General features: G+C 56.6%; 17 protein-coding genes. 7 read left to right on the top strand and 10 right to left on the bottom strand.

What is annotated here, in order from left to right; genetic code table 11:
- Nucleotides 1–14 precede the first annotated feature (14 nt).
- From AC2FJZ_RS06120 to pyrH, 5 genes are all read right to left on the bottom strand, one after another.
- Complete coding sequence (locus AC2FJZ_RS06120; protein WP_496776543.1) at nt 15–455, bottom strand: TrgA family protein; 441 nt, start codon at nt 453–455, stop codon at nt 15–17.
- Nucleotides 456–470: 15 nt separating this feature from the next.
- Nucleotides 471–1679, bottom strand: coding sequence for a class I SAM-dependent methyltransferase (locus AC2FJZ_RS06115; RefSeq protein ID WP_496672495.1), 1209 nt, complete (start codon nt 1677–1679; stop codon nt 471–473).
- 69 nt (nt 1680–1748) lie between these two features.
- Nucleotides 1749–3173 carry a cryptochrome/photolyase family protein gene (locus AC2FJZ_RS06110; protein ID WP_496776541.1) on the bottom strand — a complete coding sequence of 475 codons (1425 nt, stop codon included), beginning with the start codon at nt 3171–3173 and terminating at the stop codon, nt 1749–1751.
- Between the two features lie 48 nt (nt 3174–3221).
- Nucleotides 3222–4448: an aminotransferase class V-fold PLP-dependent enzyme gene (locus tag AC2FJZ_RS06105; protein ID WP_496776539.1), complete on the bottom strand. Its 1227-nt coding sequence runs from the start codon at nt 4446–4448 to the stop codon at nt 3222–3224.
- A 248-nt stretch (nt 4449–4696) separates the two neighbouring features.
- Nucleotides 4697–5449 (bottom strand): UMP kinase, encoded by a 753-nt coding sequence (pyrH, locus tag AC2FJZ_RS06100; RefSeq protein WP_496776537.1) that lies wholly within the window; start codon nt 5447–5449, stop codon nt 4697–4699.
- Between the two features lie 97 nt (nt 5450–5546).
- Between pyrH and miaA the strand changes: the two genes are divergently transcribed.
- The 5 genes from miaA to AC2FJZ_RS06075 all read left to right on the top strand — a co-directional run bounded on the left by miaA (nt 5547) and on the right by AC2FJZ_RS06075 (nt 13302).
- Nucleotides 5547–6440 carry a tRNA (adenosine(37)-N6)-dimethylallyltransferase MiaA gene (gene miaA, locus AC2FJZ_RS06095; protein WP_496776535.1) on the top strand — a complete coding sequence of 298 codons (894 nt, stop codon included), beginning with the start codon at nt 5547–5549 and terminating at the stop codon, nt 6438–6440.
- A gap of 356 nt (nt 6441–6796) precedes the next feature.
- Complete coding sequence (locus tag AC2FJZ_RS06090; protein WP_050603551.1) at nt 6797–8461, top strand: ABC transporter substrate-binding protein; 1665 nt, start codon at nt 6797–6799, stop codon at nt 8459–8461.
- A 136-nt stretch (nt 8462–8597) separates the two neighbouring features.
- Entirely contained in the window at nt 8598–9644 is a 1047-nt protein-coding gene (locus AC2FJZ_RS06085; protein WP_496672510.1) for an ABC transporter permease, read from the top strand.
- Nucleotides 9645–9659: 15 nt separating this feature from the next.
- Nucleotides 9660–11123, top strand: a complete 1464-nt coding sequence (locus AC2FJZ_RS06080) for an ABC transporter permease (protein ID WP_050603553.1) — start codon at nt 9660–9662, stop codon at nt 11121–11123.
- A 91-nt stretch (nt 11124–11214) separates the two neighbouring features.
- Nucleotides 11215–13302: a dipeptide ABC transporter ATP-binding protein gene (locus tag AC2FJZ_RS06075; protein WP_050603554.1), complete on the top strand. Its 2088-nt coding sequence runs from the start codon at nt 11215–11217 to the stop codon at nt 13300–13302.
- A 122-nt stretch (nt 13303–13424) separates the two neighbouring features.
- Here AC2FJZ_RS06075 and AC2FJZ_RS06070 read toward each other — a convergent pair whose 3' ends face one another.
- The 3 genes from AC2FJZ_RS06070 to AC2FJZ_RS06060 form a co-directional block, all read right to left on the bottom strand.
- Nucleotides 13425–14411 (bottom strand): MBL fold metallo-hydrolase, encoded by a 987-nt coding sequence (locus AC2FJZ_RS06070; protein ID WP_496672516.1) that lies wholly within the window; start codon nt 14409–14411, stop codon nt 13425–13427.
- Nucleotides 14412–14540: 129 nt separating this feature from the next.
- Nucleotides 14541–15503 (bottom strand): LuxR C-terminal-related transcriptional regulator, encoded by a 963-nt coding sequence (locus tag AC2FJZ_RS06065; RefSeq protein ID WP_496776533.1) that lies wholly within the window; start codon nt 15501–15503, stop codon nt 14541–14543.
- Between the two features lie 97 nt (nt 15504–15600).
- Nucleotides 15601–16179, bottom strand: a complete 579-nt coding sequence (locus tag AC2FJZ_RS06060; RefSeq protein ID WP_496776531.1) for a lytic transglycosylase domain-containing protein — start codon at nt 16177–16179, stop codon at nt 15601–15603.
- 202 nt (nt 16180–16381) lie between these two features.
- Here AC2FJZ_RS06060 and ssb point away from each other — a divergent pair, with 202 nt between their 5' ends.
- Together ssb and AC2FJZ_RS06050 are read left to right on the top strand one after the other, a co-directional pair.
- Nucleotides 16382–16873 (top strand): single-stranded DNA-binding protein, encoded by a 492-nt coding sequence (ssb, locus tag AC2FJZ_RS06055; RefSeq protein WP_050603558.1) that lies wholly within the window; start codon nt 16382–16384, stop codon nt 16871–16873.
- An 18-nt stretch (nt 16874–16891) separates the two neighbouring features.
- A complete protein-coding gene (locus AC2FJZ_RS06050; RefSeq protein ID WP_496776529.1) occupies nt 16892–17962 on the top strand; it encodes a site-2 protease family protein in 1071 nt (356 codons plus the stop codon).
- Between the two features lie 9 nt (nt 17963–17971).
- Here the strand turns inward: AC2FJZ_RS06050 and aroB are convergent, their stop codons facing one another.
- Together aroB and AC2FJZ_RS06040 are read right to left on the bottom strand one after the other, a co-directional pair.
- Nucleotides 17972–19084 carry a 3-dehydroquinate synthase gene (gene aroB, locus AC2FJZ_RS06045; protein WP_496776527.1) on the bottom strand — a complete coding sequence of 371 codons (1113 nt, stop codon included), beginning with the start codon at nt 19082–19084 and terminating at the stop codon, nt 17972–17974.
- Nucleotides 19084–19671, bottom strand: a complete 588-nt coding sequence (locus tag AC2FJZ_RS06040) for a shikimate kinase (RefSeq protein ID WP_496776525.1) — start codon at nt 19669–19671, stop codon at nt 19084–19086. Before AC2FJZ_RS06040 ends, aroB begins: the two co-directional genes overlap by 1 nt.
- Nucleotides 19672–19690 lie beyond the last annotated feature (19 nt).

Below are 19690 nucleotides of genomic sequence, written 5' to 3'. Positions count from 1 at the left end.
ATGAAGGTCCTGGATCAGCGCCATTTGCGATGAGCCTGCTCGGTCGCCAAACCGGAAACGACGGCCCCAATGGCAAATGCCACCAGAATTTCGGGTGTAATCAGCAGTTTGCCATATTCGATACCGATCTTGAAAATGGCCATGACCGCTTCAAACGGGCCACCGTATCTGTTGCGCATGGCTAGACGGAACATCTCGTAACACCCTTGAACAAACAGCGCCCAAAAGACCAACGAAGCAACGCCAGTCAGACCGTTATTGATCCCCGACGCCCAGCCACGCCCGGCACGCTTACCCATGATTTTCCAACCGCAAATTGCCCCGAGCCCCATGTTGACGAAAGTGAAGTAGCCATAGTCCTTACCCTCTTCACCGTTTTCGATGATCATGCCGGAAACGATAAAGGCCAGCACAATAAGGCAAAAAGCGGCAACAAGACGCGAGGCAGTCGGCATGTAACGTTCCGTTGGTTAGTTCGGTTTTGTTATGGTGATCTGTGTCACATCACAATTGCTTGTGTCAAAGGCCGCACCACATGCGGTCAAATAATAATTCCACATGCGGCGAAAACGCTCATCAAAGCCCATGTCGGCGATCTGGTCCCATTTGGCGTTGAACGTCTCGTACCAGCGGCGCAGCGTCAGGTCATAACTTTTGCCAAACTCTTTCGATTTCACGACGCTCAACCCGGCCTGGTGGATTTGCTGCCTCAAGACCGTCGGTGACGGCAACATCCCACCCGGAAAGATATATTTTTGAATGAAATCTACACTGTTTTTATAGTAATCCCATCGATGATCACCGACGGTGATGATCTGCAAGGTCGCTTGCGCACCGGGCTTTAACCTCTCGCGCACCGTTTCGAAATAGACTGGCCAGTATCGCTCGCCTACAGCCTCAAACATCTCGATCGAAGCGATACCGTCATACACGCCGCGCTCGTCGCGGTAGTCCTGAAGCTTGAATTCAACGTGATCCGTTAACCCTGCTTTTTCAATGCGTTCCTTGGCGTATTTAAACTGCTCTTGGCTGATTGTCAGACATGTCACGCGCAGGCCGCGTTCCTTAGCAGCGTATTCCGCAAACCCGCCCCAGCCGCAGCCGATCTCAAGAATGTGGTCGCCCGGCTTGGCCCCCATCTCATCCACAAGGCTTGCGTATTTCGCAGTCTGCGCCTTTTCCAGACTTTCCTGCCCAGATTCGAAAATCGCGCTGGAATACGTCATCGTATCATCCAGCCAAAGGCCATAAAATTCATTTCCCAGATCATAGTGATACGAGATATTTTTCTTCGCCTGTGCCCGGTTGTTGCGGTGCAGCCAGAACCGAAGTCGTTCATAAGCTTGCACAAGCAACTTGCCGGTGAACCCGTCATACACGGTCTCGGACCCTAGATGCACGAGGTCCATGAACGAACGCAGGTCGGGCGTGCTCCAGTGGCCATCCAGATAGGCATCGGAAAAGCCCAATTCACCCTCTCGGATCAGGCGCGCAAAAACATCGCCATCATGGATATTGATTTGAGCAACCGGCCCCGGCTTGGACCCTTCGGCACGGAATGTGCGCCCATCGGGCAAAGTGATATCAAGACGCCCGTACTCCATTTGGGTCAGCATCTTGAAGACTTGCGCAAAATACCTGGGCAGGTCTTTCTGCCCTTCAGTTGTCGTCAGGATCATCCGCTCTCCCCTTTGCGGTGTGGGATTAAGGCTAGGCCGCGATTTTGTTTCTGGCAAGTTTTCAGTTCCTTAGTGGGATTTTCGGCTTTCATATGCGCTCAGGGCTCGGGTTCGACCCTCGGGCAATGCAACTACGGGCATGGGATAGATTGCGTCCGGTCTCAGGTGCCAGCACCGAGGGACCGCATCGAAATAAGAAAGGGCTGTGTCGCTGGGGTTTCTCTGACCCTCGGCAACCCATCGCCTTTGATATGCACCGTTCGGGTCAAACTTTTCGGCCTGGGTTTGAGGGTTGAAGATCCGAAAGAACGGTGCCGCGTCCGGGCCGGATCCCGCCACCCATTGCCACCCCATAGCGTTGCAGGCCGGGTCCCAGTCGATCAGGCAGTCCTCGAACCACTGCATTCCGATTTTCCAGTGTGTCATCAAATGTTTGGTCAGATAGCTGGCCACAATCATCCGCGCCCGGTTGTGCATCCGGCCCGTCACATACATCTGGCGCAACCCGGCATCGACCACCGGGATACCGGTTCTGGCCTGTGTCCAGGCAACAACGTCGGGATGGTCGGGGTCCGTATTCCACGGAAAGCTATCCCATTCCGGCTTCCAATTGTCAGAGACCAGGCGTGGCGTGTGATACATCAGATGATAGGCAAACTCACGCCATACGAGTTGACGCAGAAAAGCCTCGGTGCCTGATGCCCCCAACAAAGCAGCCTGATGAACCCGATGCCAAACCGTGCGCGGGCCTATCTCGCCCAGCGACAAGTATTCGGACAAGTTCGACGTTCCGTCATGATCCAGCCGGTCGCGATGGTTGGAATACTGCGAAATGCGGTCCAGAAACGCGTCCAGATGATCGTGGGCGGCTTGCTCGCCAGGTTGAACATAGGGGCGCAGGACAGCCGCGCCTCTGTTCAGTGTACGTCCCAATTGCCACGCGCGCAGGTCCTCTGTACCCGGCCATGAAGCGGGTGATGGCAATCGTTTCACCGCCGCAACAGGAGCGGGAACGTCCCGCCCCTGAACGGCCCGCCACATCGGAGTGTAGACGCGAAATGGTTGACCAGCTTTGGTGGCGACTTCCCACGGCTCAAAGAGCAAATGCCCGGCAAAGGACTTCGCTTCAACAGCTTGCTCGGTCAGAGCGGTCTTGATTTCCGTATCGCGTGCGATCGAGACCGGATCATAGGATCGCGACCAGTAGACTGCGTTTGCACCCGTCTCAGCGACCAGCTGTTGCAATTGAACCAGCGCATCCCCGCTTCGCAGGACCAAAAAGCTGCCCAACCGAGCCAAGGTTTCGGACAGCGCTTCCAATCCCAGCCCCAAACGCCATTTTGGTGCCGCCCCCAGCCGTTCCACAAGTTCATCGCGAATGAACACTGGTACAACCGGGCGGCCACTCTCTGCCGCTGCTGCCAATGCTGGATGGTCCGACAGGCGTAAATCCCGTCGGAACCACATTATGATCGGAGTGTGCTCGTCTTCCATTTCCGCCCCGAGGTTTTCTTCGTTTTACGAAGGCTCGGGGATAATGGATCACAAAACGCGTTCAAGTGCGTCCAAAAGCTGATCAATTTCCTGTTGCGACGTGTAATGTGTGAAGCTGAACCGCAACACACCCTGCGTCGGATCGACACCCATGGCCTGCAACGGACGCACGGCGTAAAAGTCGCTCCCGCTTGCCATGACACCATACTTGGCCAGCTCTGCGGCGACGGGTTCGGCAGGGCGGTTTAAAGACAGGGCAACCGTGGGCGCACGTCTGGTGGCATCTGACGGTCCAATCAGACGCACGGCGTTGCGATCCTTGACCGCATCCAATACAGGCTGCAGCAAAGACACTTCCTGCGTACGCATCAGATCATGCACAAACGCACCTTGCGAGGCCGCATCAGCCTCTGGCCCACCGTGATGGGCACAAAGCTGTTCAAAGTAATCCACCATGCCTGCGCAGGCAGCAATCTGCGCGTGATCCGGACCAGCCGGGGTAAAGCGCTTGTACAGCACGTCGCCATTGAAATAATGCGCCTGATTGGGCAGCAACTCTCCCAATGTGCGGCGAATGACCATGCAGCCTTGATGTGGGCCATAGGTTTTATAGGCCGAAAACAAATAGATATCCGGCCCCAGATCGCCAACATTCGGGAAACCATGGGGGGCATAGGACACGCCGTCTACGCATACAAATGCACCTGCCGCGTGGGCGATGGCAGTAATTTCCGTCACCGGATTGATCTCTCCAACTACGTTTGAACAATGCGGGAAACAGACCAGACGCACCTTTTCGTCCAGAATATTCTCGAGATCCTGTAGGTTCAGAGAACCACTTTCGGGATCGATCTGCCATTCCCGTATTTCAATCCCTGCCTCGGCCAGGCGGCGCCACGGGCCGGAATTGGCCTCATGATCCTGATTAGTCACGACGATGGCTTCGCCGGGCGTCATCCATTGCCGGAACGCCTGCGCCAGAACATAGGTGTTTTGCGTGGTCGAAGGACCAAAACTCAGCTCATCGGTGTCGACCCCCAGGAGTGCAGCCATGCGCGCACGCGCCTCGTCCATTTCCGCGCCACCCAGACGGCTGGCCTCGTACGGGGCATAGGGCTGAACCTTGCGCTGGGTGTAGAACCGCGTCAGCCGGTCGATCACCGGTTTGCACGTATAAGACCCACCCGCGTTTTCAAAAAACGCCTGACCTTGCAAGCTGGGTTCGCAAAAGGCCGGGAATTGTGCCCGAACGAAATCTGTATCCAGAGAACTCATGCCTCATGTCTCCTTTGTTTTGCAGTCAGATCAATGAGATGCCCGCACATGTTTCCGGACCTCTCAGAAATCATGGCAGGTCTTCCAGCCCAACCTTTGATTGCGCCGAAAGGCGACAAACCACAGGGCAGCTCTTTGGTCAAAAAAGAGCACCGACACTTAGACAGGCACGTCCATGACCGTCAAGTCACGGCAAAAAGAAAACCCCGACGAAAAGCCGGGGTTTTGTAGGGTCGTTAACGTCTGCTTTAGCCCTGAACTTTGGTGTAGGTCCCCTCACCCGCCAGAATGCCACGGAAACCGCCTGGCTCATCCAGCCCGAAGACGATCAGAGGCAGATTGTTATCCCGCGCCAGCGCAATGGCCGAGGCATCCATCACGCGCAGTCGCTTGGCCAATACGTCGTCGTACGTGACGGTGTCATAGCGCACAGCGTCTGCGTGTTCTTTTGGGTCCTTGTCGTAAACGCCATCAACACCATTCTTGCCCATGAAGATTGCCTCGCACGCCATTTCATTGGCGCGCAGGGTGGCTGCGGTGTCGGTGGTAAAATAAGGGTTTCCGGTTCCGGCCGCAAAAATACAAACCCGTTTTTTCTCAAGATGTCGTACGGCCCGACGACGGATATACGGCTCGCACACCTCATCCATACGAATGGCCGAGATCACACGGGTGAAAACCCCGTTCTCTTCCAGTGCCGATTGCATTCCCAGCGCGTTCATCACAGTGGCCAACATGCCCATGTAATCTGCCGTGGTCCGCTCCATGCCCTGAGCCGAGCCGCTCAGGCCCCGGAAAATGTTGCCGCCGCCGATGACCATGCAGATCTCAACACCCAGATCGTGAACCGATTTCACCTCTTGCGCGATGCGCTGAACGGTTGGTGGATGCAGGCCGAATCCCTGATCCCCCATCAAAGCCTCGCCCGAGATTTTTAGCATGACCCTGTTATACTTGGCTTTTGGGGTTTCTGCGGTTTCTGACGAAGGGGAAAGGGTCATGTTGCGCTCCGGGCTGGCACGGGGTTAATTTCCGGCGCAAAATGAAGCAAAAGCTCCGCAGGTTCAATGCGGTTGGTAAGGATCGAGGCAACCGCATATGGCACAGCAATCAACAGAGCAGTTTTTTCGACAGTTACCCAATATCCCCGACCACAAACCGGTTCTGATTGCAGGGCCGACCGCATCGGGAAAATCAGCTCTGGCGCTAGAGATCGCCGAACGGTTCGGCGGAGTGATCGTCAACGCGGACGCCAGCCAGATTTATGATTGCTGGCGGATCATTTCAGCCCGACCATCCGCTGAAGAGGAAGTCCGCGCACCGCATCTTCTTTATGGTCACATCGCATATGATCAGGAGTATTCGGCTGGTCACTGGCTGCGCGAGGTGGTTCCCTTGCTGTCCGGCGATCAGCGCCCGATCATCGTGGGCGGTACCGGTTTGTATTTTACGGCGCTGACCGAAGGCATGGCACAGATTCCCGCCACACCACAGGGCATACGCGCCGAGGCAGACCTTCTGTCACATCAAGAGCTTATGGCCGGGGTCGACAATGAAACGCTGGCGGGGCTGGACACAAACAACCGGGCTCGTGTGCAGCGTGCTTGGGAAGTGCAACGCGCCACAGGGCGCAGCCTTTTGTCTTGGCAGGCGGACACTCCACCGCCGGTTCTGGACCTGAGTGACACGGTGCCGATTGTGTTTGACGTCGACAAGACGTGGCTTTGGGACCGGATTGAACGCAGGTTTGACCAGATGCTGGATAGGGGCGCCATCGAGGAAGTGCGGGCCATGCAAAACCGCTTTGACCTCACCTTACCCGCCTGCAAGGCCATCGGTGTACCAGAGCTTATGGCCTATCTGAATGGCTCCATGACTTTGGACCAAGCGCGCGCGCGAGCGACGATTTCGACACGACAATTTGCGAAACGCCAGCGCACCTGGTTTCGGGCGCGAATGAAAACATGGAATCACGTTGATTTCTCAAGATGATACCCCAAATTTTCGAATCGATCCGGGTGAGACGGTAAACAAGTCTTAAATACTTAACAAAACTTAATGAATCTCTGTGGTTTGCCTTAACAAAAGAAGAAAAGAATTGGGGATCTCAGCACCCTTCTGGGCCGCTTGAATAAGGTCGACCCACGCCCTCAACTTCGCGAGAATGTCGTTTTTGTACTTCGAATGACGATTTCGAACATTGACCTAGGCCAAAATCTGGTGCCGAATAACGACATGGGGATGTACAGAGTCCAAAAACCAAAAATCTTCACTCTGGCGACCGTGAGAAACCAAGTCGCGTAGAGCCATAAATCAATCAACAAAATCAATGTCACAGGGAGACATCCATGACGAATAACGTATCCACCGAAGACAAGGTGCACTGGGCGGCCGAGATGCACGCTCAGGAATACCGCGACGGCAAGCTGAGCCGGCGGGAATTCATGACGCGCGCAACCGGTCTTGGGGTTACAGCTGCCGTGGCTTACAGCATGATCGGCTTGCCGACACCTGCAGTGGCCCAGGCGGCAAAGCAAGAAGGCGGCACGCTGCGTGTGCAGCAGGAAGTGCGCGCCCTCAAAGACCCCAGAACCTATGACTGGTCACAGATCGCGAACGTAACGCGCGGCACGCTGGAATATCTGGTCGAGTACAACTCGGACGGTTCATTCCGCGGCATGCTGTTGGAAGGCTGGGAAGTCAACGACGACGCGACCGTCTACACTCTGAATGTCCGTCCGGGCGTCAAGTGGAACAATGGCGATGACTTCACCGCCGACGACGTTGCCCGCAACATCGCACGCTGGTGTGACAAGACCTCGGAAACCAACTCGATGGCGGGACGCTTTGCGACGCTGATCGACGCGGATTCGGGTCAGGCAGGCGATGGTGTCATCGAAGTAGTTGACGCAACCACGGTCAAGCTGAACCTGCCCAAGCCTGATATTACGCTTATCCCGGGTATGGCCGACTATCCCGGCGCGATTGTTCACAGCTCGTTCAGCGAGACTGATTTGCTGAACAACGTGGGTACCGGCCCTTATCTGATGGATGAACTTGAGGTTGGCGTAAAAGCCGTTCTGGTTCGCAACCCGGATCACACCTGGTGGGGTGATGAAGTGTATGGCCGCCCTGCCCTGGATCGTATCGAGTATATCGACTACGGCACCGACCCATCCGCCTGGCTGGCAGCGCTGGAATCCGATGAAGTCGACATGCTTTATGAATCGGTGGGTGAATTCATCGACGTGATGGATGGTCTTGGCTATGCGAAGTCCGAAGTTGTGACTGCCGCAACCATCGTTATTCGTCCGAACCAGCTGGCCGATTTCGACGGTCAGAAGCCTTATGCAGACAAGCGTGTCCGTCAGGCAATTCAGATGGCAGTCGACAACGCCGTTTGTCTGGAACTGGGCTATGGCGGTCGTGGTGCCCCAGCGGAAAACCACCATGTGGCTCCGCTGCACCCGGAATATGCAGAGCTGCCCCCGCAGAAGGTCGACCCCGCAGCTGCCAAGGCGCTGATGGACGAGGCCGGGTTCGGTGACTTCGAACACGAGATCATTTCGATCGACGATGACTGGCGCCGCAACACCACCGACGCGGTGGCTGCGCAGCTGCGCGATGCCGGAATCAAGGTCAAGCGGACGGTTCTGCCGGGCAACACCTTCTGGAACGACTGGGCGAAATATCCGTTCAGCTCGACCAACTGGAACCCACGCCCGCTGGGTGTTCAGATCTGGGCGCTTGCCTATCGTTCGGGTGAAGCCTGGAACGAGTTCGGCTATGCAAGCCCCGAGTTTGACGCCATTCTGGAAGAGGCGCTTGCCATTGCTGACGCGGACGCGCGTCGCGAAGTCATGGCACGTGGCGAAGCACTGCTGCAGGAAGATGGGGTCACAATTCAGCCCTATTGGCGTTCGCTCTATCGTCACATGAAAGAGGGTCTTGTCGGCACCGACATGCACGTGACCTTCGAACACCACCACTACAAGTGGGGCTGGGCTGCCTAAGCTCTGTCAAAGACCCACAAGGGGCGCCTGATACGGGCGCCCCTTTCCAGCCGCAGACTTGCCGACGCGGGGTCGGACGTCCGAGGCCAGAAAATGGTCCAATGATCTGCGGAATACCTGAACAACAGGGGCCAACATGGGACTATTCATCCTACGACGGTTCGGAGTCATGCTGCTTACAGCATTATGTCTGACATTCGTCGTCTTTTTCCTGACCAACCTATACCCGAACCTTGAAAAGCTTGCGAAAACGCAGGGCAACCAGCGGATGTCAGACGAGCAAGTCGAAGCCTGGTTGGACAATCGCGGTTATCTTCAGCCCACACTTGTAAAATACGGCCAATGGCTGGGCGTGATGCCCGGCTTCCAGAAAACACTGGACGATGGCCAGTTTGTGGGTACGTGCACAAGACCCGGCTCAACGGCAGAGGACACGGCTAGATACTGCGGTGTTCTTCAGGGCGATTGGGGATACTCGACCGTATTCAAGGACGAAGTCGGAACCATTGTTAGCAAGCGACTGGGCAACACGGGCTACCTGATGTTCTGGGTTCTGGTCCTGATGGTGCCATCCGCGCTGATCGTTGGCGTTCTGGCCGGGATGCGCGAGGGATCGGCACTGGATCGGTCTCTGTCCACATTCTCGATCATCACGACGGCAACACCGGAGTACGTTTCCGGCGTTATCTTCATCGCCATTTTCACCTCATCCACTGTTGGATTGAAGTGGTTCAAAGGAACCGCGACACAAGCGATGGAGAACCCGACATTCGAGAACTTCTTCCTGCCGGTTCTGACCATTGCGCTATATGGTATGGGCTATATCGCCCGCATGACCCGCGCCTCGATGACCGAGGTGATGACGGCGCAGTACATCCGAACCGCACGCCTGAAGGGTGTGTCATTCCCGAACATCGTCATGAAGCACGCGCTACGCAACGCACTGATCGCGCCGTTTACCGTCATCATGCTGCAGTTCCCATGGCTGCTGAATGGCGTGGTGATCGTTGAAACCCTGTTCAACTACAAGGGTTTCGGCTGGGCGCTTGTTCAGGCGGCGGGTAACAACGACATCCAGCTTCTGCTGGCGATCTCGGTCGTGTCGGTCTTTGTGGTTCTGATAACGCAGCTGATCTCGGATATCGGCTATGTTTACCTCAACCCACGCATCCGCATTTCATAAGAGGAGGGTGAGATTATGGAACCACTTACTTGGACCGGCTCTATTGCCTTCCTGAACCCATTGCTGATGATCGCACTGGCGGTGCTGATCCTTTCGATCTTGATCTGGACCATTGCCAGTATCTTCCTGCCCGAAGAGCAGATTATCGTGAATTCGGATGGGTCCGTCAGTTCGAGCGGCGGAGTCCGCGGCCTGATCCAACTTGTGCTGAACTACAGTTTCCTGGCCAGTGTTGGATTGGCTGTGGCCTATCTGGTGCTGGGCGTCCTGATGGGAACCAGCGCCGGCATTGTTGGGGCAATTTCCCAACAGTTCATGCCGGTATGGGTCGCGCTGATCATCATGTTCGCCATGTCCATCGCCTTTAAGCGGCGGTTGGGACTATACGGCAAACTGTATGACAGCCCCATTGGCATGATCGGTTTTGGCCTTGTGATGTTTTGGGTCTTCACCGGTATCTTCGGCGCGCTTGATCTGATCGTTACCCATGACCCACTTGTACAGATCTCTGGCATGAAGAACAAAGTGCCCGGAACACCTTTGCCGAACCTGGAGGACGGACAATACGCCTGGTACCTTCTGGGCGGCGACAACCTGGCTCGTGACGTCTTTAGCCGGATGATCAAGGGGGCCTGGGTCGTGGTGCAAATCGCCCCATTGGCGACGATGTTCGCCTTCATGGTCGGCATCACTTTGGGCTTGCCTGCCGGATACTACGGAGGTCGTCTGGACACATTCCTGTCGTTCCTCGCGAACCTGATCCTCGCCTTCCCTGTGATCTTGCTGTTCTATCTGCTGGTGACACCGGAAATCGTGGCGACCGGGGTGCCCAACTATATGGCGGCTGTGCTATTCGTGTTCCCGATCCTGTTCATCGGAGTACTGCTAAATTCGCGCTATTACACACGCCCGAATTTCCGCACACCGCTGCTGATCGGTGTTCTGGGCGTGGCGATCTGGCTGTATTTGTCGCTGATCTCGACCGATGGCTACATCATCAATACCGAAGCCTATCGGATCTGGGGTCTGCCGACTTACTTGGACCTGTTCGATATCCCCGGCGGCATTCTGGTGGTCTTCGTTTCGGTGGTCTTTGTGAACTCGCCCACGGTCTTCCGTATCGTGCGTGGGCTGGCATTGGACATCAAAACCCGTGACTACGTCGCGGCGGCGCAAACCCGTGGCGAGGGTCCCTGGTACATCATGCTGTGGGAAATCCTGCCCAACGCCCGTGGTCCGCTGATCGTCGATTTCTGTCTGCGCATTGGTTACACAACCATCCTGCTGGGAACCTTGGGTTTCTTCGGGCTGGGCCTTCCACCTGAAAGCCCGGACTGGGGGTCTACGATCAACGAGGGGCGCAAGCTTCTGTCGATCTACCTGCACCCTGCCCTTCCGCCTGCCTTTGCACTGTTGTCGCTGGTTCTTGGTCTGAACCTGCTGGCGGACGGTCTTCGCGAAGAAAGCCTGAAGGACTGACGTGATCGAGGCCGGGGGCTCTGCCCCCGGACCCCCGGGATATTTTCAGCCAGATGAAGGGGATCCCCGCATTTGGTGAGGAGTGAACAAGATGAGCAAAATGGCGGATTATGACGGGCCAATTCTGGAGATCGACAAGCTGTCGATTTCGTTTTTCACCCGTCTGCGCGAAATTCCTGCCGTGATGGATTTCTCGGTCAGCGTACAGCCCGGTGAGGCGGTGGGGCTGGTTGGTGAATCCGGCTGCGGTAAATCAACCGTGGCGCTGGGTGTCATGCAAGACCTTGGCAAGAACGGTCGCGTCGTAGGCGGAACGATCAAGTTCAAGGGCCGCGATCTGGCGGAAATGTCGACCGAAGAACTACGTGACATTCGTGGAAACGAAATCGCGATGATCTATCAGGAGCCGATGGCATCGCTGAACCCGGCGATGAAGATCGGCAAGCAACTGATGGAAGTGCCGATGATCCACGAAGGCGTCAGCACGGAAGAAGCATATTCACGGGCGTTGGAAGTTGTGACAGACGTTCGCCTGCCGGACCCCGAGCGAATGCTGAATTCCTTTCCGCATCAGCTTTCTGGTGGTCAGCAGCAGCGGATCGTGATTGCGATGGCGCTGATGTCGAAGCCGGCGTTGCTGATCCTGGATGAGCCAACAACAGCTTTGGACGTGACTGTTGAAGCTGCTGTGGTCGAACTGGTCAAGGATCTGGGCAAGAAATACGGCACTTCTATGCTGTTTATCTCGCACAATCTGGGTCTGGTCCTGGAAACCTGTGACCGGCTTTGTGTCATGTATTCCGGTGAGGCGGTCGAGCGTGGCTCGATCAAGGATGTGTTCGACGAGATGCAGCACCCCTATACGCAGGCGCTGTTCCGTTCGATCCCGCTGCCGGGGGCTGACAAGAACTCGCGTCCGCTGGTGGCGATTCCGGGGAATTTCCCCCTGCCCCATGAGCGGCCACCGGGCTGCAACTTTGGCCCGCGCTGCGACTATTTTGAAGAAGGTCGCTGCGACGCGAAAGACATCTTGATGGAGGCCGTGCCTGGGAATGACAGGCACCATACGCGCTGTCTGAAGTTCCAGGAGATCGACTGGAACGCGCCCATTACGCTGGCGGATCAGAAGGACAAGGGCGAAATCGGCCGCGTTGTTCTGAAGATGGACAACCTCAAGAAATACTATGAGGTTGCCGCGAACGCGCTGTTCGGTGGCGGCGAGAAGAAAGTTGTAAAGGCCAATGAGACGCTGAGCTTTGAGGCCCATGAGTCCGAGACGCTGGCCATCGTGGGTGAATCCGGCTGCGGCAAGTCCACTTTTGCCAAAGTTCTAATGGGGCTCGAAACTGCGACGGACGGGCAAATCCTGCTGGACAACCGCAATATCGAGCAGGTGCCCATTGAAGAACGGGATGCCAAGACGGTTGGCGAAGTTCAGATGGTGTTCCAGAACCCGTTTGACACGCTGAACCCGTCGATGACTGTCGGGCGTCAGATCATCCGTGCGCTTGAAATTTTCGGCGTCGGAAACTCTGAGGCGGAACGCAAGAAGCGGATGCTGGAACTGCTGGATCTTGTAAAACTGCCGCGCGCCTTTGCGGAACGGATGCCTCGCCAGCTGTCCGGTGGTCAGAAACAACGTGTGGGTATTGCCCGCGCCTTTGCCGGTGATGCGCGCATCGTTGTCGCAGACGAGCCGGTCTCGGCCTTGGATGTGTCGGTGCAGGCGGCCGTTACCGACCTGCTGATGGAGATTCAGCGTGAGCACAAAACGACGCTGCTGTTCATCAGTCACGACCTGTCCATCGTGCGCTACCTCAGTGACCGAGTCATGGTGATGTATCTGGGTCACGTGGTCGAACTGGGCACCACGGATCAGGTCTTTGCCCCGCCCTATCACCCCTATACCGAAGCCCTGCTGAGCGCCGTGCCCATTGCGGATACCTCGGTCGAGAAGCAACATATCGTTCTGGATGGCGATATCCCTTCGGCCATGAGCCCGCCGCCGGGCTGCCCGTTCCAGACCCGCTGCCGCTGGAAATCCGAAGTGCCGGATGGGCGTTGCGAGACGCACGTTCCGCCGGTGCAGACCCTTGCGGACGGTCATCAGGTGAAATGTCACCTGGCCGAAGACATTCTGGCGCGGATGGAACCGGTGATCAAAGTCGCGGCGGAATAACCGCCAGATCAGACACAGAAAGGGCCGGTCACAGACCGGCCCTTTCTTTTTTCGCCGCATTTTGGGGGGAAGACAGGCGACGCTTGGGAGTAAGTATGTGAGTGGTGGCTCCCGTATTGTTCTCAGCCGGTCATGACGTTGTTGCCGAAATGCATGAACTCCTGGTTCATTCCGGAAATCTCTCCGGCTTCAAGTTGAAGACTGGCGCTGTCGAGCATCTTGTAGCTCTGTTGCCCCTTTACCCATTCATCTGCGGATTGCAGCGTGGTCAGCGTGTAAGACGTGACCTCGTTCAGGTAATGTGTGGGAATGATGACCTTGGGCTTCAGTTTGGCCACGATATCGTTGCCCTGGTCATAACTGAGGATATGTTCCGAACCATCCACCGGAAGGGTGAGGACATCGACCTGTCCGATCTCATCCCAGAACTCCTGTGGCGGGTTGTGGCGGTTGTCGCCCCAGATCAGCGTGCGGATTCCGCCGGTTTCAACCAGATAGACCACCATATCCATGTGGCCCACATTGTTCGGCGGGCAGGCTTCCACCCCGAACTCGGCGAGCGCGTTTGTCCAGTCATACCAGCCCGGTGCAACACAAGCATGTTTGTCGGCAAACCCGGTGATCTTGAGGTCGGCAAACTCGAAATTACCGACCATCCGGTCCAGAACCATCGTCGAGCTTGGACGCTCAATTGCATCGTGATCAAAATGCGCATGCGTCGACAGGGTGATATCCACCGGGATCTGAGGGAATTCGTTGCGGAACCACAGACCCCACGCACCCGACGGATCATCGCGCCACGGGTCGAACAACACGGTTGCTCCGTTGGGGGATGTGATCTTGATGGCACAATGACCGTAGTAGTCGATGCCAACGGCCCCGGTGCTGGCCTGCCCGGTCGACGCCTGCAGGTCGATCACATGGTTGTTGTTCCCCGGCTGCAACCAGGCCTGAGACTGCGCCTCAGCCGGTTTCACACCCAGCACAGAAGCTGTCGCACCAACACCGGCAGCCCCTGCTGCCATGAAGAACGACCGACGAGACAACCCCGGAGCCAAATGATCCTTATCCCCCTTCAGGATGGTCGGTTTCAGATCTTTGCGATCCATTTAGTGTACCTCTCTGTTGGACGTGTGCGGTTTGCCCGCACCTCGTCACAGAGAGTAACAAGCCAAGCCATGTTGGCTCAGACCGGAAAATTAGGGGTGTAATATGGGGGCAATCCCCATATTCGGGCATCACGAAATCGAGAGTAAATGACTGCGCAGGTTCTGGTCGCGCCCTTCAAGACCCAGTTTTCGGCGGATATTGTTGCGATGAAAATCGATTGTCGAGGTCTCTCGCGACAGGGCCTTGGCGATGTCTTTGGTTGTCTTTCCAAACATGACCATCTGCGCGATTTCGATCTCTGTCGGGGTCATAACCGCAAATGCATCGGTCAGTTTGTCCGACAGGGAAGACGTGATCTCGTTCAGGTTTTTCTCAGCCAGTTCGAGGTAAACACTCTGCGACTCATCACCTGCAAACTGCGCTCGAACCTTATCCAGATACGGCAGCACCCGGCTACGCACCTGTTCGACAATTTCCGCGTCACGGCTCTTGCGATCATCTTCCAGACTGGACAGCAGCACGCGCAGCGCTGTGTTGGTTTCCCGCAATTCCCGCGTGCGATCCGAGACACGCGTTTCGAGCTGCGCCAGTGTTTCATTCAGTTTTTCTTCCAAAGCGCGGCGCAGATAAACCTCTTGCAACAAAGCCAAATCCGACTCGACCATGCGCGCAAACTGCGTCAGCCCGTCGCGGAACAGCAAAGCCCGACGGTTTTGCTTGCGATCCAGAACGCAGATTGTTCCGAACACCGATCCATCAGGCCATTTCAAAGGCAGACCGATGTAAAACGTCATCTCGTGTTCCAGATCGTCATTATCGGACCAGACCGGATCACAGGCGGCATCCTCAACCACCAGCTCTCCATCCCGTTGCAGAACACCCTGACAATAGAGCTTGGGATTCAGCTGGAAAGTCAATCCGACCGGATAGGGATTTTCGGGATGATCCGAGGTGATCAGAACCGCATGGTCAGGCGCATCGGTTTTCATGATCAGGCTTGCGGGCACATCTGCCAACTCGGCCACCAGATCTACTAGCTGCTGCCAGTTGGCCAGTGTTTCTTTGGGAATTTGAGGGTGGTCGACAGGCATGATGGGCCTCACCAGTTTCTAGGTGGTACCCTTTCAGGTTAGTTGGACAAGTCGCATGGAATCAAGAATTGGACGCTCTGCGTCGCAGCATCCGGGCTTACCCGCCCCAGATGACCTTCACGTAGTTCTGGGTTTCCTTGTAGGGCGGGATGCCACCATGCTTTTCGACCGCTTTGGGACCTGCATTGTAAGCGGCCAGCGCCAGCGGCCACGATTTGAACTTGCGATACTGCCAGGACAGATATCTGGCCCCGCCTTCCAGGTTTTGCTTAGGATCGTGCGGATTAACCCCCAGCAGTTCGGCCGTCTGAGGCATCAGCTGCGCCAATCCCAGCGCGCCTTTGTGAGACTTCGCCTGTGGGTTCCATCCGCTTTCCTGCTGCACAAGCCGCAGGAACAGATCTTCGGGGATATTGTGAAGCTGGGCCGCCTGCTTTGCCAAGTCCAGATATTGGCCACGATACTTCCCGGTATATCGCTTGCTGGTTTGCGCGCTGGATGCCTTGGGCTTCAGTCGTGCGGAATCGCGATACTGCGTTGCTGCGCGCGAATCCAGTACCTTGGATTGCTTCAGAAAAATATCCTTGCGGCTTTTGGTGGACAAAGTTTGCGCCTGCGCAGGCGCGACAGCCAGCACAAGGCAGACAACAGAAAACCCAGCAACCCAAGAACGCATCAATGCCTATCCTGCTCGATAAGAAACCAATCGGAGTATAGGTATTCCCGCAAAAAATGAAAGCTTGGTAAAGACTACAGTAAGACTCTTGTTCAACAGTGTTGTATCAACTGTTTTCAACCACGATGCAGGCCGTATAGGGTCACGCAAACTCATTGCGCCAGATTCGGCGCATTTACGTCAGAACAGAACGAGGAATAACATGGCGGGTTCAGTCAACAAGGTCATTCTGGTCGGAAATCTGGGTCGTGATCCCGAAGTGCGGACATTCCAGAATGGCGGCAAGGTCTGCAATCTGCGCATTGCCACGTCAGAGAACTGGAAAGATCGCAACACGGGTGAGCGCCGCGAACGCACGGAATGGCACTCGATCGCCATCTTCAACGAAGGTCTGGTCCGAGTAGCAGAGCAATACCTGCGCAAAGGGTCGAAGGTCTATCTCGAAGGGCAATTACAGACCCGCAAGTGGCAAGATCAGTCAGGCCAGGACCGCTATTCCACCGAAGTTGTATTGCAGGGCTTTGGCTCTACCCTTGTGATGCTGGATGCGCGCGGTGAAGGCGGTGGCGGCAGCGGCGGTGGTTATGGCGGTGGTCAGGCCGGTGGCGGCGGATACGGAGACCCTTACAGCGGTCCGTCCAGCTCTCCGGCGCCGGCATCGGGCGGAATCGACGACGACGAGATTCCGTTCTAATCAATACGGAGACATGACATGACATGGTCCTTCTCTCTCGGCCGGTTACTCGGGTCCGAACTGAGGGTCCATGTCACCTTCTTTCTGCTGTTGGCCTGGGTCGGCTTTGCAGCCTATTCCGCAGGTGGTCTGCCAGCCGCCATCGACAACCTCATATTTGTGCTTGCGCTATTTGCCTGCGTCGTTGCGCATGAATTTGGCCATGCTCTCATGGCTCGGCGCTATGGCATCAAAACCCCTGACATAACTCTGCTGCCCATCGGCGGGCTGGCCCGGCTGGAACGCATGCCGGAAAAACCGATGCAGGAGGTTTACGTCGCGCTTGCGGGTCCTGCGGTGAACATCGTCATCTGGATCGTACTCGTTGTCCTTGGCGCTGGGACGCCCTTTGAATCCTTTGCTCAGATCGACTCGCCTGGAACCGGGTTATTGGACAGGCTGGCCTATATCAACTTGCTGCTGGCCGCGTTCAATATGATCCCCGCCTTTCCCATGGACGGGGGACGGGTGTTCCGTGCCCTTCTGTGCCTGCGCATGGACAGGGTCAAAGCCACCCGAGTGGCGGCGATAGGCGGCCAGATCGTCGCCGTCGGGCTTGGTTTCCTTGGGCTCAGTTCGGCAAACCCCATTCTTGTCCTGATCGCGGTGTTTGTGTTCATTGCCGCCAACGCAGAAAGTCAGGATGTTGCATTGCGGTCCGCCGCGCGCCGCGTATTGGCCCGGGATGCGATGATCACCGAATTTCACGCTCTGTCCCCCAACGACACGCTGAGCACAGCAGCGCAAGCCGTCATTCATACGACACAGCACGAGTTTCCGGTTCTGGCCTCTGATCGTGCCCTTCTGGGTTTTGTGACCCGGAATCGCTTGTTCGCAGCTCTGGCCAGCGATCAACCCAGATCAACCGCTGCGCTTTCGGTGATGGATGCCGATATCCCTTCGGTCTCGCTGACCACCGGGCTTGAGGAGGTGTTGGAACACCTGCACAAAGGCGCACCAGCCATCGCAGTTACCACCCATGGCGGGCGCATGGTAGGCTATATCACCCGCGAAAACATCGGCGAACTGATGGTGATACAGGGCCGCTAGGGCCCCGGATCACGCCATTGCCAAAGCGTCTGACAAGACCGACAGAACCGCATCCTTTGGTACATCAGAGGTCACAAAAGCCTGACCGATGCCGCGCGCGAGAATGAACCGCAACTGCCCATCCACAACCTTCTTGTCCTGCCCCATAAGGTCCACCAGCGCTTGGGCACTTGGAAGATCCCCTGGAATATCAGCAAGATCAATCTTCATCCCCATGGCCCGCAGATGCGCCCGCACCCGGCTTGGGTCTTCTTGTGAACACAACCCGAGACGCGAGGACAGTTCAAACGCAAGCGCACAGCCGATGGCGACGCCTTCACCATGCAGCAATCGGTCAGAATAACCCGTCGCCGCCTCAAGCGCGTGGCAGAACGTGTGCCCCAGATTCAACAAGGCACGATCGCCTTGTTCGGTTTCATCCCGCGCCACGATATCGGCTTTCATCTGCACAGAACGCGTGACAGCCCGCACGCGCGCCGCCATCTCTCCGGCGGACACGTTTGGTCCGTTTTCCTCAAGCCACTCAAAGAAATCCGCGTCGCCCAGTAGACCGTATTTCACGACCTCGCCATAGCCCGACAGAAAATCCCTCTGGGTCATAGTCCCAAGAACTGACGTGTCAGCCAGTACCAGCGAGGGTTGATGGAACGCCCCAATCAGGTTCTTGCCCTGAGGCGCATTGATCCCTGTTTTTCCCCCGACCGAGCTGTCGACCTGCGCCAGAAGCGATGTGGGGATCTGCACAAACCGGACCCCGCGGCGCAGAACAGCCGCAGCAAAACCTGCAAGGTCGCCAATGACCCCACCACCCAACGCCACGACCACATCCCGACGTTCGACTTTCTCTGCCAGCAGCCATTCAACCGCGCGTTCGAAATGTGGCCAGCTTTTGGTGGCTTCGCCGGCGGGCAACGCCAGCGCTGTCATCTCGACCCCTGCAGCGTTGAGCCCTGCGCGAAGTGCGTCCAGATGCAGGTCAGCCACGTTTTCATCGGTCAGGACGGCCACCTTGGGGCGCGACAACAGCGGGGAAATCCACTCACCCGCCCGCGCCAGAAGATCCGGCCCGATCTCAACATCATACGAACGGTCGCCCAGATCCACGTGTACTGTTTGATGCATTACTTCTGTTCCAAAACATCGGGGCGCGCCAGCAAAGCGACGACCACCCGGTCCACCATATTCTCGATCGAGGTATCGCCATCGGACTCGACCGTCAAATCCGCCTCGGCGTAAACCGGCACGCGCGCCTCGTAGAGGGCCTTTAACGTTGCATAAGGATCAGCGGTTCGAAGCAACGGGCGCGTATCCTTGCGGCGCACCCGGTTCCACAACACGTTCAGGTCAGCCCGAAGCCATACCGAGGCCCCCTGCTGGCTGATCGTTCGGCGGTTGTCCGGTTGCAGAAACGCCCCACCACCGGTTGACAAGATACCATTCTTCTCTTCCAGCAAGCGTTCGATAACCTGCGCTTCCTTCACGCGAAAGAAAGGTTCGCCATCACGTTTGAAGATTTCCGGGATGGTCATGTTGGCGGCTGATTCGATCTCGGCATCGCTGTCCAGAAACGGAACGCCAAGGCGCGCCGCCAGGGCGCGGCCCACAGCGGTCTTACCAGCGCCCATCATCCCCACCAGAACCACGGTTTTGTGCAGTTCAAACCTGCCCTGTGCGTCCGAAATGTGGGTGTTATGCTTAATTTCGCTCATTTCAACGTGAATGACGTGA

Source organism: Ruegeria sp. CDSA079 (assembly GCF_059612245.1).
The sequence above is the reverse complement of the archived record's forward strand: the minus strand, read 5'-3'. Positions and strand labels throughout refer to the sequence as shown.